The 15950-nt window shown below is 62.1% G+C and carries 16 protein-coding genes; 13 read left to right on the top strand and 3 right to left on the bottom strand.

The annotated features are described in order from the left end of the window. Window positions 1-63: 63 nt before the first annotated feature. The gene (ykgO, locus tag HAHE_RS17160) at window positions 64-228 is read right to left on the bottom strand and encodes a type B 50S ribosomal protein L36 (protein WP_338686148.1); all 165 of its coding nucleotides are present in this window, start codon (window positions 226-228) and stop codon (window positions 64-66) included. Window positions 229-361: 133 nt separating this feature from the next. Here ykgO and ruvB point away from each other — a divergent pair, with 133 nt between their 5' ends. From ruvB to xerA, 4 genes are read left to right on the top strand one after another with little or no spacing between them, the layout of a single operon-like run. Further along, the gene (gene ruvB, locus HAHE_RS17155) at window positions 362-1381 is read left to right on the top strand and encodes a Holliday junction branch migration DNA helicase RuvB (RefSeq protein ID WP_338686147.1); all 1020 of its coding nucleotides are present in this window, start codon (window positions 362-364) and stop codon (window positions 1379-1381) included. Between the two features lie 47 nt (window positions 1382-1428). Continuing rightward, window positions 1429-1854 (top strand): Fur family transcriptional regulator, encoded by a 426-nt coding sequence (locus HAHE_RS17150; protein WP_338686145.1) that lies wholly within the window; start codon window positions 1429-1431, stop codon window positions 1852-1854. Then, window positions 1851-2111: a hypothetical protein gene (locus HAHE_RS17145; RefSeq protein ID WP_338686143.1), complete on the top strand. Its 261-nt coding sequence runs from the start codon at window positions 1851-1853 to the stop codon at window positions 2109-2111. Before HAHE_RS17150 ends, HAHE_RS17145 begins: the two co-directional genes overlap by 4 nt. Further along, window positions 2101-3000, top strand: a complete 900-nt coding sequence (gene xerA, locus HAHE_RS17140; RefSeq protein ID WP_338686142.1) for a site-specific tyrosine recombinase/integron integrase — start codon at window positions 2101-2103, stop codon at window positions 2998-3000. The genes HAHE_RS17145 and xerA overlap by 11 nt, the downstream gene beginning before the upstream one ends. Window positions 3001-3111: 111 nt before the next feature. Here xerA and HAHE_RS17135 read toward each other — a convergent pair whose 3' ends face one another. Beyond that, window positions 3112-3915 carry a hypothetical protein gene (locus HAHE_RS17135; protein WP_338686141.1) on the bottom strand — a complete coding sequence of 268 codons (804 nt, stop codon included), beginning with the start codon at window positions 3913-3915 and terminating at the stop codon, window positions 3112-3114. A 425-nt stretch (window positions 3916-4340) separates the two neighbouring features. Between HAHE_RS17135 and HAHE_RS17130 the strand changes: the two genes are divergently transcribed. From HAHE_RS17130 to HAHE_RS17090, 9 genes are all read left to right on the top strand, one after another. Further along, on the top strand, window positions 4341-5711 hold the full coding sequence (locus HAHE_RS17130; protein ID WP_338686139.1) for an ammonium transporter: 1371 nt from the start codon (window positions 4341-4343) through the stop codon (window positions 5709-5711). A 143-nt stretch (window positions 5712-5854) separates the two neighbouring features. After that, on the top strand, window positions 5855-6283 hold the full coding sequence (locus HAHE_RS17125; protein ID WP_338686138.1) for a hypothetical protein: 429 nt from the start codon (window positions 5855-5857) through the stop codon (window positions 6281-6283). After that, complete coding sequence (locus HAHE_RS17120; RefSeq protein WP_338686137.1) at window positions 6283-7020, top strand: type III pantothenate kinase; 738 nt, start codon at window positions 6283-6285, stop codon at window positions 7018-7020. The genes HAHE_RS17125 and HAHE_RS17120 overlap by 1 nt, the downstream gene beginning before the upstream one ends. 55 nt (window positions 7021-7075) lie before the next feature. After that, window positions 7076-8029 carry an ROK family protein gene (locus HAHE_RS17115; RefSeq protein WP_338686136.1) on the top strand — a complete coding sequence of 318 codons (954 nt, stop codon included), beginning with the start codon at window positions 7076-7078 and terminating at the stop codon, window positions 8027-8029. 60 nt (window positions 8030-8089) lie between these two features. After that, window positions 8090-9253 (top strand): PatB family C-S lyase, encoded by a 1164-nt coding sequence (locus HAHE_RS17110; RefSeq protein ID WP_338686135.1) that lies wholly within the window; start codon window positions 8090-8092, stop codon window positions 9251-9253. Window positions 9254-9307: 54 nt separating this feature from the next. Next, window positions 9308-9985, top strand: a complete 678-nt coding sequence (locus HAHE_RS17105; RefSeq protein WP_338686133.1) for a hypothetical protein — start codon at window positions 9308-9310, stop codon at window positions 9983-9985. Window positions 9986-10002: 17 nt separating this feature from the next. Then, window positions 10003-10998 carry a biotin synthase BioB gene (gene bioB, locus HAHE_RS17100; RefSeq protein WP_338686131.1) on the top strand — a complete coding sequence of 332 codons (996 nt, stop codon included), beginning with the start codon at window positions 10003-10005 and terminating at the stop codon, window positions 10996-10998. 78 nt (window positions 10999-11076) lie between these two features. Further along, entirely contained in the window at window positions 11077-12780 is a 1704-nt protein-coding gene (locus HAHE_RS17095) for an ABC transporter ATP-binding protein (RefSeq protein WP_338686129.1), read from the top strand. Window positions 12781-12827: 47 nt separating this feature from the next. After that, complete coding sequence (locus tag HAHE_RS17090) at window positions 12828-14228, top strand: apolipoprotein N-acyltransferase (protein ID WP_338686127.1); 1401 nt, start codon at window positions 12828-12830, stop codon at window positions 14226-14228. On the opposite strand, the gene rpiB is transcribed toward HAHE_RS17090, so the two are convergent. Beyond that, on the bottom strand, window positions 14200-15873 hold the full coding sequence (gene rpiB / locus HAHE_RS17085) for a ribose 5-phosphate isomerase B (protein WP_338686125.1): 1674 nt from the start codon (window positions 15871-15873) through the stop codon (window positions 14200-14202). The genes HAHE_RS17090 and rpiB overlap by 29 nt on opposite strands. Window positions 15874-15950: the final 77 nt, after the last annotated feature.

Raw genomic sequence — 15950 nt, 5'->3', positions numbered from 1 at the left:
CCATGAACGAAGAAAGGCGGCCCAATGGCCGCCTTCCTCAAAGCGAATTTCGATCGCCGTCCTTTACTTCACACCCTTCTTGGAAAGGCGGGTTCCCTTGGTCGCACCCTGGCGGGCCTTGAACTTCGGGTTGGACTTGCAGATCACGTAGGTCGTGCCCTTGCGCGAAACCACTTGGCAGTCCGTGTGGCGGCGCTTGGCCGAGGAAAGGGATGAGAGAACTTTCATGGTTCGGGAAATCGGTTGAGCCCTCGCGGGGCCGCGGAAAATAGGGAACCCGAACGTCTTGTAAAGGCGATTCTGCGAGGAAAATCGTGTTCATCCGCCCTGTGCTGTGGTCCTCTTTGCCCACGCCGCGCCGATGAGCGACAATTTCTACCAGAAGACCACCAACGAGCCCGCGAGTTCCTTCGACATTTCCCTGCGGCCGCCGGCGTTCTCGGAGTTCATCGGACAGGAGAAGGTCAAAGAACGGCTGCTTCTGATGGTCGAGGCTGCGGAAAAGCGGGGAGATGTTCTCGACCATGTGCTGCTTTCCGGCCCACCGGGCCTCGGCAAGACCACGCTCGCCAACATCATCTCCCGCGCTTCCGGATCCCAGCTCCACACCACGTCGGGCCCCCAGATTGAAAAAGCCGGGGATCTCGCGGGCGTGCTCACGAATCTCCAGAAGGGCGATGTTCTTTTCATCGACGAGATTCACCGCCTCCATCCAGCCATCGAGGAATACCTCTACCCCGCGATGGAGGATTTCCGGCTCGATATCATCATCGATTCGGGTCCATCGGCACGCTCGATCCAACTCAATCTGCCGCGATTCACTCTGGTGGGGGCGACGACCCGCTCAGGCATGCTGACTGCCCCGCTCCGCTCGCGCTTCGGCCTGACCAACCGGCTCGACTACTACTCGAAAGAAGAACTCGCCCGGATCGTCGAGCGTTCCGCCGGCCTGCTCGAGATCCCGGTGAAGCCCGACGGTGCCCTCGAGATCGCCAGCCGCTCGCGGGGCACCCCCCGTGTGGCCAACGCCCTCCTCCGGTGGGTACGCGACTATGCTCAGGTGAAGGGCGACGGAACCATCACGGGCCCGATCGCCGACGCCGCCCTGGCGATGATCGAGATCGATTCGGACGGACTCGATGAGATGGACAAACGCCTGCTCGAAGCTCTGATCTACAAGTTCAACGGCGGACCCGTAGGCGTCGGCTCGCTCGCTGTCGCGGTCGGTGAGGACGCTGCCACGCTTGAGGAGGTCCATGAACCCTTCCTGATCCTTCAGGGCTTTCTCCAGCGTACCCCGCGGGGACGGCTCGCCCTGCCCGCCGCCTACGAGAAAATCGGGGCTCCTCCGCCGCCGGGCGGACAACCCAACTTGCTCTGATTTCCTTTTCCCCTCGGCACCCGCACGAGCTACCTTCAATCCGTCGTATGCAATCCATCGTCGCTGAAACCATCGAGCGCTGCCGTGAGCGCGGAATGCGCCGCACCAAAGCGCTGGAGCAGTTGCTCGCCACACTGGTGGAATCGAGCCGGCCGATGACGCTCGCCGAACTCGCCGTCTCCGAGCGTCTCAGCGACCAATGCGACAAGGCGACCGTCTTCCGGCTGCTTCAGCGGCTCGCCGAGAAAGGCATCGTGCGAAGGCTCGGACTGCACGAGCGGGCCGCCTACTTCACACTTCTCGTCCCGGGCAAACACCAGGACTATCTGATCTGCACCGAGTGCGGTTCCATCGAAGCGGTGAAAGCCCCCTGCCCCGTGCACGCCCTTGAAGACGAGATCCGGGAAAAGACGGGTTTCAGGAATCTTTACCACGAGCTCGAGTTCTTCGGCACCTGCCCCTCCTGTACATGAACCGCCTGATCCGGATCGCCCTGACCCTCTTCGCTTCCGCCACGGTGCTGATCCTGCTGATCCGCCAACGGGCACTTCGACTGCAGAAGGATCTCGAATCCGTCACTGGAGAACTCGCCAACGAACTGGCGAAACAGGAAGGACAGATGATCGCCATCGGCATCCTGCTTGCAGGGTTACTGGCGGCAGGTGGGTTCGTGCTGGTGATCATCGCGATCGCCCGCGGAAGAAAGCCACAACGTCCCCATGAAGGATGAGGATCTGCCCGGCGCCTTCCTTCGCTTCATGGAAGTCGAGCGCAGCGCCTCCGCCCACACCCTGGACCGCTACCGTCGCGCGATTTCCGGCTTCCGCGACCGATGGAAAGAGGAGTTCCCGGGATGGAGAAACCTCGGCGGCGACGACTTCCGGGACTGGCTGTATGAGCTGATGAAGGCCGGATTGGCCCGCTCCACCATTCGTCTCCGGTTCTCCGCGCTTCGGTCGTTCTACAAGTATCTTGTTCTCCGGCAGGGCTTGGCACGGAACCCGGTCACCGAAGTCCAACTGCCGAAACCCGAGAGGAAACTGCCGGTCGTCTTGTCGAGATCCCAGATCGAGGAGCTACTGAGCCTGCCGCTGCAGACGGAGCACCGCGCGGGCACTCCCGCCTGGTTACCGCTCCGCGACGCGGCGATCCTCGAGCTCTTCTACTCCTGCGGGCTCCGGATTTCGGAATTGCGGTCACTCGAGGTCAGCGACATCGACTTCCTCGGCGAAAGCCTCCGGGTAAAGGGCAAGGGTTCGAAGGAAAGGCTGATTCCGGTCGGCGGCCCCGCCCTGAGCGCACTCCAACGTTACCAACGGGAAGGCGCCGTAACCTCGGGTGCTCTTTTCCTGAGCAAGCGGCGCACGCGTATCACGCAACAGGCGATCGACCTGTTGCTTCGCAAGTATCTCGATCGCTCTTCGATTCCCTTCAAGGTCTCCCCTCACAAGCTGCGGCATTCCTTCGCGACCCACATGCTCGATGCGGGAGCCGACCTGAGATCGGTCCAGACCCTTCTGGGACACTCGTCCCTCTCCACCACACAGATCTACACCCACGTCACCAAGGAGCGTCTCCGGGAAGCCTATGACAAGGCTCATCCGCGAGCCGGTGACTGACGGCACCAACCGGGTCGATCAAGCCGATGGTGGCCACGGCCCCTTGGAGACACAAAAAAGTCGGCCGCCCCTGAGGACGGCCGACTTAATTCGTTGATCGGAAACTTCCGATTAGAAGCCAACCGCAAGGGTCACACCGGCGACGATGTTCTCAGCACCAGCGGTGCCGTAGAAGTCGGTGGAGAGGCTGCTGTCAGCGTCGGCATACTTGACGTAAGGCGTCAGGGTCACACCTTCGCGGAATTCCCACGGAAGGGCGGCCGAGAGATACCAGCCTTGGAATCCGTCAGCGGTACCGGTGGAACCGGGCTTGGCGGAGACCTGGGCACCATGGCCGTCGGCAAATGCGAATCCAGCACCAAGCTCAAGAGCAAGGCAGTCGTTGAATTCCCAAGTGTAACCCACCGAGTTATCCCAGTACCAGCCGTTGAGGGCGTCGAAGTCGTAGTAGAAGGTCGAGGAAAGATTCAGGCCGAAGCTGAAATCGTAGCTCGCACCAAGGTAGACTTCCTGGGTGTTCGAGAGGTTGAAGCCAAGCGGAGCGAGGATGGAACCTGCGTCCGGGAAGTAGTAGTAGATGTAGCCAAGCTCGAGGGAGAAGGCATCAGTCACGCTCCAAGTGGCCGCAGCATACAGATCAAGCTCGTCAAAGTTGATCTTGGTGTTGCCGCCAATGAACGACTGAGGCACGTCGTAGCTGGCATACCATGCACCGGCGCTGAGGCCGAAAGCTCCGAAGTCCGCGGCAATATCAGCACCGGCCTCGATGAGGTCGTCGCCAAGGTCCACAAATCGGAACTCGTACATGTTGTGATAGCCCACGTGGACTTCACCTTCGATTTCCGCCGAAGCGTAGCCAGCCACGAGGGTGGAGGCAGCGGCCAGGGCGCCAACGGTTTTGCTGTAGTTGCGCATCGTTTTTCGTTTTTCGGTTGCTGCGAGGAAACCCCCGAGCACGGCGGGTGCCGGACTTCAGGAGAGACTTGTTTGGTGCTCAGCATCCGCTGTGCCATTTGCTTGGCGGACACTGTCTTTCGTCGGTTTTGTTAAGAAACCTTAGAAGTAATGTCCAGCAAAAAACCCGCGGGTGCGTTGCTCGCGCAGCGGTAGTTAGGGAACCGGAAGGATGCTGGCAAGGGTATTTACGAGTATCCGACGCCATTTACCTCTCCGCATCGGGACCAGCTTACGGCGGATCGGGAAATCATGAGGGTCGCCATGCCCCCGATCCTAGCGGGGCTCGCCGCTGCAGGGGGGGTGCCAGACACGACTGACCCGGTGGTTGGCACGGTCGTTGCTTACCCCGGTCCGAGTTCAACACCAACCACCGCGAAATAACCATGCGTATGCTAAAAAAACTGATGTTCCTCTCCCCCCTGCTGCTGACGGCTACGGCCTTCGGCCAGGAGGAAGTGGATGAAACCAAAGCCGGATATGATGAATTGATCGCGGGTCAGGGCGATTACGCCTATGCCTTCGACTTCTTCACCACCTCCATGCTGTGGACGGTGATTGCCGCCGGTCTCGTCTTCATCATGCACCTCGGCTTCGCCACTCTGGAAGCCGGCCTGTGTCAGAAGAAGAACACGGTCAACATCCTCTTCAAGAACTGCTTCATCATCGCGATCGGTATCGTCACCTATGCGCTGGTTGGCTTCAACACCCACTACCCGGGCGACTTCAACGGCTGGTTCAAGCTCGGCTCGATGATCGGTGACCTCAACGCCGACGGTGGTGACACCTTCGGCTACGGCGGCGTCGCCCTCTGCATGACCGGTTACGGTGACTTCATCTTCCAGGCGATGTTCGCGGCGACCGCCGCGACGATCGTTTCGGGAGCGGTTGCCGAGCGCGTCAAGTTGCCGACCTTCATGATCTTCGCGACCATCCTGGTTGGCTTCTGGTATCCGGTGGTCGGCTCCTGGCACTGGGGCGGCGGCTGGCTCGGTGACCTGAACGGTGGCAACGGCTTCAAGGACTTCGCCGGTTCGGCGGTGGTTCACGCCTTCGGTGGCTTCGCCGCTCTGGCCTGCGTTCTCGTCCTCGGCCCGCGTCGTGGCAAATACACCAGCGAAGGCATCAAGCCGATCCTTCCGCACAACCTGCCGCTGGCGGCGATCGGTGTGTTCCTGCTCTTCTTCGGCTGGTTCGGATTCAACGGCGGCTCGGTTCTTTCTGCCGCTCCCGGCCCGCTTGGTCTCGTCTTCACCACCACCACCCTCGCAGCCTGCACCGGTGCTCTCGGCGCTATGGCAACTTCCTGGGTGACCCTCAAGAAGCCTGACCTGTCCATGACCCTGAACGGCTTCCTCGCCGGCCTCGTGGGCATCACCGCCAACGCCGACATCGTCTCCGCGACCGGCGCTCTCATCATCGGCCTGATTGCCGGCGTCATCGTCGTCCTCTCGGTCCTGATGTTTGACAAGATTAAGATCGACGATCCGGTCGGAGCCATCTCGGTTCACGGCGTCTGCGGTATCTGGGGTATCCTCGCCGCAGCGATCTTCGAGGTCGTTCCCGAGGGTGGCGAAAAGCAGTTCGGCATCGTTGGCCAGCTGACCGGTGTCGCAGCCGTTGGTGCTGCCGCCTTCATCTTCTCCTTCGTCGTGTTCTTCATCCTCAAGCTCGTCATGGGCGTGCGGGTGGACGCACAAGAGGAAGAGGAAGGCCTCGACGTTGCCGAGCACGGCTCGCCAGCCTACACCGACTGATCCTCAGTCTCCGATTATCTTCACAAGCAGGCGGTCCGGATGGGCCGCCTGCTTTTTTTGCGGTGGCAGGCATCGGCGGTCTGGACTAATCGCAGGTCGTGACGCGGCGCAGTAGATTCCTCCTCGCACTTCTGATCCCTTGTTTGGCCTGGGCCGCGTGGCAGTGGTTCCGCCCCTACGAGTGGGCTCCCGACCCGGCCGCTCTAGCAAAAATCAACTTTTCCCAAGTCCGCCGTGACCGCGACTATCACTGGCTGGACGTGAGGGTCCGAATTCTCGACCCGGCCCGGCACGACCTCTCCAAAGGCGTGGCATTGGTTTTCCCGGACGGGCGGGAAAAGCGGCCCGACGGACTCACTCTTGAAGGACAGGGCGAGAGCGGACTGGATGCCGATGGCCCCTCGCTCGCCCATGTCGAAGCCATCTCCTTTCGATTCTGGATGGAACCCGGAGATCTTTCCGGTCCCCTGCAGCTCCAACTGAATGACGGGCTCCTGAAGGTTCGATCGAAGTCCGGGCCACCGGAACTCGAGGACGGCGAAACCGAAACATTCTACACCTGCCGTTGGTGATGAAGCTGCTGCTCGTCGACAACTCCAACACCCGGACAAAGTTCGCACTGAGCGATCCCGATGGCTCCATTACAGCCACCTTCTGGACTCCGACCAGTTCCATCGAGCCCGATGTGCTGGCGCAGAAGCTTTCGCACCTCGACTTCGACGCTGCGGTCATCTGCTCGGTGGTTCCGGACAAGCGGGGAATGATCGAGGCCTACCTTTCGGTCCGCGGCCCTCTGCACCGGATCACTCACGAGAGTCCTCTCAATCTCGCGATCGACTACCCGAAGCCACCCAGCATCGGAGCGGACCGCCTCGCCAATGCAGTCGGGGTGGTCGCCCGCCATGGCGCTCCCGCGATTGTCATCGATTTCGGCACTGCGGTGACTTTCGACATCGTGTCGAAGAAACCTGCCTATGTGGGCGGCGTCATTGCTCCAGGACTGGGCGCAATGAGTGACTATCTCGGCCGCAAAACCGCCCTGCTTCCGCAAATCGAGCTAGCTGAGCCCGAGTCGGCAATCGGCAAGTCAACGGCCGGAGCCATGCAGGCGGGAGCGGTGATCGGCTATCGAGGCTTGGTCCGCGAAATCATTGCCGCGATCCGCTCCGAACTCGGCGGACAGGTCAAAACGATTGCCACCGGCGGTGACGCCGGCCTGATCGCTTCCGGCGTGGCGGAAATCGACACCGTCGACCGCGATCTGACACTCGCCGGCATCGACCGCATCGGTCGACGGGCATTCGGTTGAAAAATGGCAGGAAATGGGGTGCCTCCACCCCGGAAATTCGTCTAGAACGCCCGCGATGGCTCATAGCGAACTTGCCCTCGGAATTGATTTTGGCGGCACCTCGGTGAAGACCGGCGTGGTCTATCGGGGCAACATCATCGACAGCGCTCCCCCCATCGCCACACAGGATTTCGATGGCCCTGAGCCACTCCTCGATGCCCTGGCCCGGGCGGTTGGAGATCTCCGCGGGCACCACCCGGGCATTGCTGCCGTCGGGATTGGAATGCCGGGATTCGTTGACTTCGAGAAAGGCATCGTCCGGAACCTCACCAACGTCCCCGGATGGCAGAGTTACCCGCTCAAGGACAATCTTCAGCGTCGACTCGACCTGCCGGTGGTCGTTGAAAACGACGCCAACTGCATGACCTACGCCGAGTGGAAGCGGGGCGTCGGAAGAGGCATCGACGACCTGATCGCGATTACCCTCGGCACCGGTGTCGGCGGTGGCGTGGTCGCCAACGGCCGGATGGTCCGGGGCAGCCAATTCGGCGCCGGGGAAGTCGGCCAGATGTCGGTCGACTGGGAAGGCAAGCCGGGCCACTACGGTAATCTCGGGGCTCTTGAGGAGTACATCGGCAATCAGCAAATTTCAGCGAGGGCCGAGGAACTCTACTCCGAGTCGGGCAGCAGCAAGACGCTCAGCGACATGACCCCTGCCCTGCTGTCGAAGTCCGCCCACGCCGGCGACCCGGTCGCGCTCCAGCTTTGGGACGAGATCGCCCGCCGCCTCGCCTGTGCCCTCGTCAACTGCTGCTGGCTCCTCAATCCCCGCGCCATCATCATCGGGGGCGGGGTTGCGAAGGCAGGCGACCTGCTCTTCACGCCGCTCACCAATCACATTTACTCGCAACTCTCGGCACCGTTCAAAGACCACCTGATGATCCTTCCGGCCAGGTTCGGAAATGAAGCCGGGATCATCGGCGCCGCGACCCTTGGTCTGGAAAACGCCGGCTTCGAAGTCGCACCCTGATCGCCTTTCGCCGGCATTTCACGGTTCCCAAGCTCCGGTCGGAACGCTACTTCCCCGCCCGTGCCTTACGATTTCCACACCCCCATCACCCGCAAGGGAACCGGCTGCATCAAATTCGACCGCCGTCCGGAACTCGACCCGTTCTGGGTGGCGGATATGGACTTCGCCTCCTGCCCCGAGATCCTTGAAGCGCTCCACAGCCGTGTCGACCACGGCGTCTTCGGCTACGCCCAGGCCCATGCGGGGCTGAACGAGGCCATCGCAGTCTACCTGCAGGAACGTCACGGCTACTCGCTCAGCTCCGAGCAGCTTGTCCATCTCGGCGGGCTGGTCCCCGCGCTTTCGATCGCCGCCCGGGCCTTTTGCAAGCCGGGCGAGGCGGTGATGACCTGCACTCCCGTCTATCCTCCCTTCATCAACGTCCACCGGGATGCAAAGGCCGAGCTGATCACCGTCGACCATGTCCGCTGCGATGACCGCTGGACGTTTGATTGGAACGGTCTCGAGGCTGCGGTCACTGAAAAGACCCGGGTGTTCCTGCTCTGCAATCCCCAGAACCCCCTCGGGCGGGTATTCGATGCGGACGAAGTCGAGCGCATCGCCCGCTTCTGCTCCGACCACGATCTCGTGTTGGTTTCCGACGAGATCCACTGCGACCTGATCCTCGATGAGGCGAGCACACCCCATCACTCGGCGCTCCGTCTTCCCGACGAGCTGAGACAGCGGTGCATCACGCTGATGTCCCCCAGCAAGACGTGGAATATCGCCGGTCTCGGCTACGCGCTGGCGGTGATTGAGGACGATTCGCTGCGTCGCCGGTTTTGCGCCGCCCGCGGACACACCCTCACAGAGATCAACGCGCTCTCCTATTACGCCGCGGAGGCCGCCTACCGCGACGGCGAACCGTGGCGAAAGGAGCTGATCGACTATCTCCGCGACAACCGCGACGCGCTCCTGACCTTCTTTCGGGAGCGGCTTCCTCAACTCAAGCCGGTCGTCTCGGAGGCCACCTATCTCGCATGGATCGACGCCCGCGACCTCGGCGTCGACAATCCGGCGTCCTTCCTCAAGCAGGAGGCCGGTCTGTTCGTCTCCGACGGGGCCTTCTTCGGCTGGCCCGGCTGGTTCAGGTTCAACTTCGCCTGTCCCCGGGCCCGGATGCTTGAAGGCCTCGAAAAGATCGCCCGGGCCTGCGCGAAGCCCGCTGCCGCAGCGACCGACTGATCGCCGCCCGACTTGATGATTGGAAATCCTGCCGCTCCGTCCTATTCACCCTCCATGCGAAACTTCATTCCGCTGCTCCTCGCTGTCATCCTGCTTCCCCTCGCGAAGGCGGATCATGTGATCATGACCGGTGGCCCGGCACTTAGGAAATGGGAGGACTTGCGGGTCAGCCAGGATCGGCACGACCGGTGGTGGGCAAACTTCATCCGGGCCTCGACGCTGCGGATGGTCGAAATCCGCAAAGCCTACGGCGGGAATGCCCGCATCGTCTGGATCGTCCACCGCCCCGGTTACCAGAGTCGTGCGGGCGAGGATGGAAAACCATACACCAGCTGGATCACAGACCTCGCCCGGAAGCGCAACGTGTCGCTGAAATGGGTGAGCTCGAATGGCAATGTCATTTCGACCCTCAACAGCCTGCCCCGTGGATCGGTCCAGACTTTCGACTACTTCGGGCATAGTAACAAATACTGCTTCATGCTCGACTATGGCAACGAGATCATGGCCGCGTCCACGGTCTGGATCCACGAGGACGACCTCAACCGCATCAGCCGCTCGATCTTCGCCAAGAACGCCTACTGCAAGAGCTGGGGCTGCCACACGGCGGAAAGCATGAGCAAGAAGTGGAAGAGCCGTCTCGGCGTTCCGCTTGAAGGCGCTGTCGGCCCCACTGACTACACCGTCGTCGGCCAAGGCAAGCTGCCGGTCGTCAAGGGCCGCTGGGCCCGCTGATCCCTTTCGCATTCACCATGAAGTTCCAAGAACTCAAAGCCCTCTTCGAACAGCCGCTCTTCGAGTTGCTGAAGCAATCCCGAGCCGTCCACGAGTCCCACTGGGACGATCCGGAAGTGCAGCTCTGCACGCTGCTATCGATCAAGACCGGCGGCTGCTCGGAGGACTGCTCATACTGCGCGCAGTCGGCCCGCTACAACTCGGGTGTCGAAGTCGAACGACTGATGGAGAAGGAGGCCGTCATGGAGCGTGCCCGCGCGGCGCGCGAGAGCGGCTCGACCCGTTTCTGCATGGGTGCGGCATGGCGGGGCGTCCGCTCGGGAACCCAACGCTTCGAACAGGTGCTCGATATCATCGGGGATGTTTCCAAGCTCGGTATGGAGGTCTGCGTGACACTCGGTGAATTGGGACCCGACGAAGCCAAGCGGCTGAAGGAGGCCGGTGTGACCGCCTACAACCACAACGTCGACACTTCCCCCGAGCACTACCCGAACATCGTCACCACCCACACCTACGAAGACCGGCTTCGGACCATCCGCAACGTACAGGACGCGGGCATGTCCGTCTGCTGCGGCGGCATCCTCGGCCTGGGGGAAACCAACGACGACCGTCTGCGGATGCTTGAGGTGATTTCGGAATTCAACCCGCAGCCCGAGAGCGTTCCGATCAACTCGCTGATGCCGATGCCGGGCACACCTCTCGAAGGCGGCGACCCTGTGGATGTATTCGATTTGGTTCGCATGATTGCTGTCACCCGAATCGCCGTTCCAAAGGCCAAGGTCCGCCTCTCCGCCGGTCGCACCAGGCTGTCCGACGAAGCCCAGGCCCTCTGCTTTTTCGCCGGCGCGAATTCGATTTTCTACGGCGACAAGCTCCTCACCGCCACCAATCCGGCGGTCGAAAAGGATCGCGCGCTGCTCGGCAAGCTGGGTCTCGGAACCCTCGCGCCCGATCGAGGTCTGTGCGCGCCGGAAGCTGACGGCGAAAAGCCGCTCCAGCCCTGCTGCGGCTGACGGAGTGACGCTTCCAAAGCGCCATGTCAGGGCGCGGCGGTCTCCGGACCGCTCAACCGGTGCCTCCACCCCGCTCTGATGTCATTTCTCCGCCGCCTCTCCAACCACCTCGGCAAGGCCACCCTGGTCGTGGTGCTTGGCATCTCGGGCACCGCACTGGTCCTCGTTCTGCCAGCGGTCGCCCGTCACTTCACCGACGTCGTCATCGGCGAGAACCGACCGGATCTGGTCCTTCCCACCGCTTTGGTCGGCCTGGCAGCGATCGCGCTCAGACAGATCCTGCTGGCCCTCCGGTCACTCAGTTCGCAGTGGCTGGAGGCAAAAGTCGTGCACGAACTCCGCGTCGAACTCTTCGACAAGCTCCAGCGCCAACCCATCCGCTGGTTCGACCGCAACCGCTCCGGAGAAGTCATGAGCCGAGTGTCGACCGACGTCCCGGCGATGCAGAGGATGTTGGTCGAGAGCATCGACATCGCCTTTCCCGCGCTGCTCCAATTCCTCGTCGTGCTGGCGGCCCTCTTCTGGCACGACTGGCGTCTGGCCCTCGTCACGATCGCTCCCCTGCCCCTGATCGGACTCGTCTCATGGAGACATTCGCTGGTTGCCGAGCCCCAGTGGCGGGAGTCAAGCGAGGCCACCGCCGCGCTTCACGCGCTGCTGCATGATTCCCTCTCCGGCATCCGCCAGATCAAGGCATACACCGGTGAGCCGGAGTCCTTTGACCGCTTCGAGACGGCCAGCCTGACCTCCCGGCGGAAATACATGCGGGTCATGCGAAGCCAGTCCCTCGTCTGGCCCGCGATATCCATTCTCGCGGAGGCGGGGATCATCGCCATGGTGGCTTACGGTTCCTGGCGGGTCCTCGCCGGCGAGATCGAGGCCGGCACCCTGTTCTACTTCCTTTTCGCGTGGGGCTTCCTCTTCGAGCCGATCTCGAAGATCAATCCGTTCACCCAGACCGTGAACCGTGGCAGGGCGTCCGCCAAGAGGGTGGCCGAGATCCTCGACCGGCCGGACGAGGCGGGCCTCGTGGAGGGCATCCGGCCCGACTCGGTCCGTGGGGACCTGCGCTTCGAAGGCGTGTCGTTTTCTTACGATCCGGAGTCCCCGGCGGTCTCGGGAATCGACCTCCATGCAAGCCCCGGGCAGACCATCGCTCTGGTAGGCCCTACCGGAGCTGGAAAGTCGACACTGCTGAACCTGATCGCGCGCTTCTATGAACCCGATCAAGGCCGCATCCTTCTCGATGGCCGGCCGTTGTCGGAGCTCTCGAAGGAGTGGTTGCGCGACCACCTTGGCTATGTCACGCAGGAGAGCTTCCTTTTCAACGCGAGCCTGCGTGACAACCTGCTGCTCGCGAAAAAAGATGCGACGGATGAGGAAATCTGGACCGCACTCGACGCGGCGAACGCATCCGGCTTCGTCCGTCAGCTTCCGGACCAACTCGACACACTCGCGGGTGAACGCGGCACGAGATTTTCAGGCGGGGAACGGCAACGGCTCTCGATCGCACGCGCCATCCTCCGGAACCCGCCCATCCTGCTTCTCGACGAAGCCACCTCGGCTCTCGACAACAAGACCGAGAGGCTTGTTCAGGAAGCAATGGAACGACTGCGCTCCAAACGCACCTGTTTCGTCATCGCCCACCGCCTGAGCACCATCGAGTCCGCGGACCAGATTCTCGTGCTGAAGGACGGCAGGATTGCCGAGTCGGGAAGACATGCCGAACTGGTCGAACGCCGGGGCGAGTATTTCCGATTGCAGGTCGGCCAAGCGGATTGAGGGGAAGCTTGCCCGTCCAGAGCTGAACTGCTCAACTCAACGTTACTTTGGCCCTGACCCACCGACTTCTTCTAACACTCCTTGCGGCAGGGCTGGGCATTGCCTCTTTCCCTCCACTCCATTGGCATCCGCTGGCCTTGGTCGTGCCGGTTGTCTTCCTATTCTCTCTGAAGGGCGCGCGACCGGACCAGGCACTCGTGCTCGGCGGAGCCTTCGGCCTCGCGCTCTACGGCGGCACCCTCAACTGGTTTGCCGAGATCTTCGGACTGATGGCGGTCCTGCTCTTCTTCATCCTCGCACTATTCCCGACCATCTTTGCCGTCGTCATGGGTACGCTCGGAAAGCGGAAGCTTTCGCCGTGGACATTCGCCTCACTCGTGGCGGTGCTCTGGACCGGAATCGAGTTCTACCGATGCGAATGGTTCACGCTGCGATTCCCGTGGATCACGACCGGCACAGCGCTTCCGCCCGGTTACCTCACACCGATCCTCGGCGTCTACGGTGTTACTTTCGCCGCCACTCTGGGTGCCGGACTTGTGGTTTTCGAAAGGAGCACCCGTATCGCCGGAGTGGCCGTCCTGACTGCTCTCGCCGCCACCTGCTATCTCCCCCGTAAAGCGCCGACGACCACCGACCTACGCATCGCCGCCGTGCAGGGAGAAACGCTGCCCTTCCGAGCGTATCTCCAGCTCTCGGACGAAGTCGAAGGTGGCGCCGATGCCTTCGTCTGGCCGGAATACGCGCTTCCGTATGACCTCCGGAAACATCCCGCCCAACTGGAACAGGTCCGCGAGCTGCTCGTCAGGCACGGTGCAACATTCCTCGTCGTCGGCAGCCGAACCGATCACGACGACGGCAGTTGGTCGAACACCTCACTCATCGCCGGTCGAGACGGCATTCTCGGAACCCACGACAAGAACCGTCCCGTCCACTTCTTCGATGAGGGCGTTCCCGGGACAGAAACTCCCGCATGGGCCACACCCTTGGGGCGAATCGCCACACCGATCTGCTTCGACAACGACTACTCCCGGATCCCGCTCGAAGCCGTGCGCAACGGAGCCGAGCTGTTTCTGGTTCCCAGTATGGACGCCGAACACTGGACCGCCCGTCAGCATCTGCAGCATGCCGAACTGGTCCGGCACCGAGCTGCCGAGACCGGCCGATGGTATGTCGTGGCCTCGTCCTCGGGTCTTACTCAGGTTGTCGATCCGACCGGAGCTCGAATCGATTCACTGCCGTTATTCGACCCCGGCGTGATGATGACCGAGGTCGCCACCACCGAGCGACTCACAATCTTCAGCCGCGGTGGTCACCTGTTCGGCCCCGCCACCGCCATCGCGGCTGCGGTCATTCTGGTCGGCACCCTGTTTCTCGGCCGAGCCGACCGAAAGAAGAGCCCCGGCAGCGACTCGACCGAAGCTACCAAGGCATCGGAAACGCACGCATGAACTCATGCACCCGCTCGCGAATGGCGTGGAGCTGTTCGTCGTTCCCGACACTCTGAAGTGCCTCGTCGATGAAGTCGGCGACCTTCTCGACGTCGGCTTCCTTCACACCCCGGGTCGTCACGGCAGGCGTTCCGATCCGGATGCCGCTCGGCTTCATCGGAGTGCCGGTGTCGAAGGGAATCGAGTTCTTGTTCACCGTGATGCCCGCCTCATCCAATGCGTGGGACGCGTCGGCGCCATTGAGATTCTTCGGCCGCAGGTCGACCATCATCACATGGTTGTCGGAGCCCTCGGAAACGATGCGGTAACCATGCGACGTCAGACGCGCGGCCATCGCCTGCGAGTTCTTCACGACCTGCTCCTGATACGTTTTGAACTCCGGCTTCAGGGCCTCACCAAAGCACACTGCCTTGGCCGCGATCACGTGCATCAGCGGACCACCCTGGATGCCGGGGAACACCTGCGAGTCGATCTTCTTGGCGAACTCCTCCTTGCACAGGATGATGCCCCCGCGGGGACCGCGGAGCGACTTGTGGGTCGTCGATGTGACGAAGTCCGCATAGGGAACGGGATTCGGATGAACCCCTGCGGCAACCAAACCGGCGATGTGCGCCATATCCACGAACAGATAGGCACCCACTTCGCGGGCGATCTCCCCCATCCTCTCGAAGTCGATGACCCTTGAGTAGGCGCTGGCACCGCAGGTGATCAGTGCCGGCTTCGTCTCACGCGCGAGCTCGGCGAGGTGATCGTAGTCGATCCGCTCGTCGTCCTTGCTCACGCCGTAGTGGGTGACCTCGTAAAACTTGCCGGAGAAGTTCGCCTTGTGGCCGTGCGTCAGGTGACCGCCATGGGCCAGATCCATCGTCAGAATCCGGTCGCCCGGCTTGAGCACGGAGAAATACACCGCGGTATTCGCCTGGGACCCGGAGTGAGGTTGCACGTTCGCGTGCTCGGCACCGAAGAGTTCCTTGGCCCGCTCGATGGCCAGCGACTCGACCACGTCGACGTGCTCGCAGCCACCGTACCAACGGCGACCGGGATACCCTTCCGCATACTTGTTGGTCAGGACCGAGCCCTGCGCTTCCATCACGGCCGGTGAAGCAAAGTTTTCCGAGGCGATCAGCTCGATGTTGAAACGCTGGCGCTTCTCTTCGGCAACGATCGCCGCGTAGATTTCGGGATCGGTTTCGGAAATTCGGGAACCCGACGCTTTGCACACCCGTCGTTCATGGCGCCCACCTTCGAAATCCGTCGAGAGGAAGACATCGACCATCTCCAAGGCCGTCGCCTGCTCGACCGTCTTGCCTCCCAGGCACAGCACGTTGGCATCGTTGTGCTGGCGGGTGATGACCGTTTCTTCAACCGTCCGGACGTTCGAGGCGCGGACGTGGTCGTGACGGTTCGCCGCCATGCAGACGCCGACGCCCGAGGTGCAGCAAAGGATCCCGAAATCGTGGGTCGAATCCGCGACGTTGCGGGCGACAAGATTTGCGTAATCCGAGTAATCGACCGACTCCGTTCCATTCGTTCCGAAATCCGTGACCTCGTAGCCGGCGGCGTTCAGATGCGCCGCGATGGCGTCCTTGAGTTCCACTCCGCCGTGGTCGGCGCCGATCGCAATGCGCAGGGTCTTTTCGCTCATGAAGGAATAGGGGCTGGTCGCCGCAGGGAAATGGCCTCTGAGCCGGGGAAATGCAACCCCCGATCAGGTCGTGCCGG

The sequence above is a fragment of the Haloferula helveola genome, assembly GCF_037076345.1.
In the GTDB taxonomy this organism is placed as follows: domain Bacteria; phylum Verrucomicrobiota; class Verrucomicrobiia; order Verrucomicrobiales; family Akkermansiaceae; genus Haloferula; species Haloferula helveola.
Note: the sequence above shows the minus strand (reverse complement) of the source record. Positions and strands in the feature narration are given on the sequence as shown.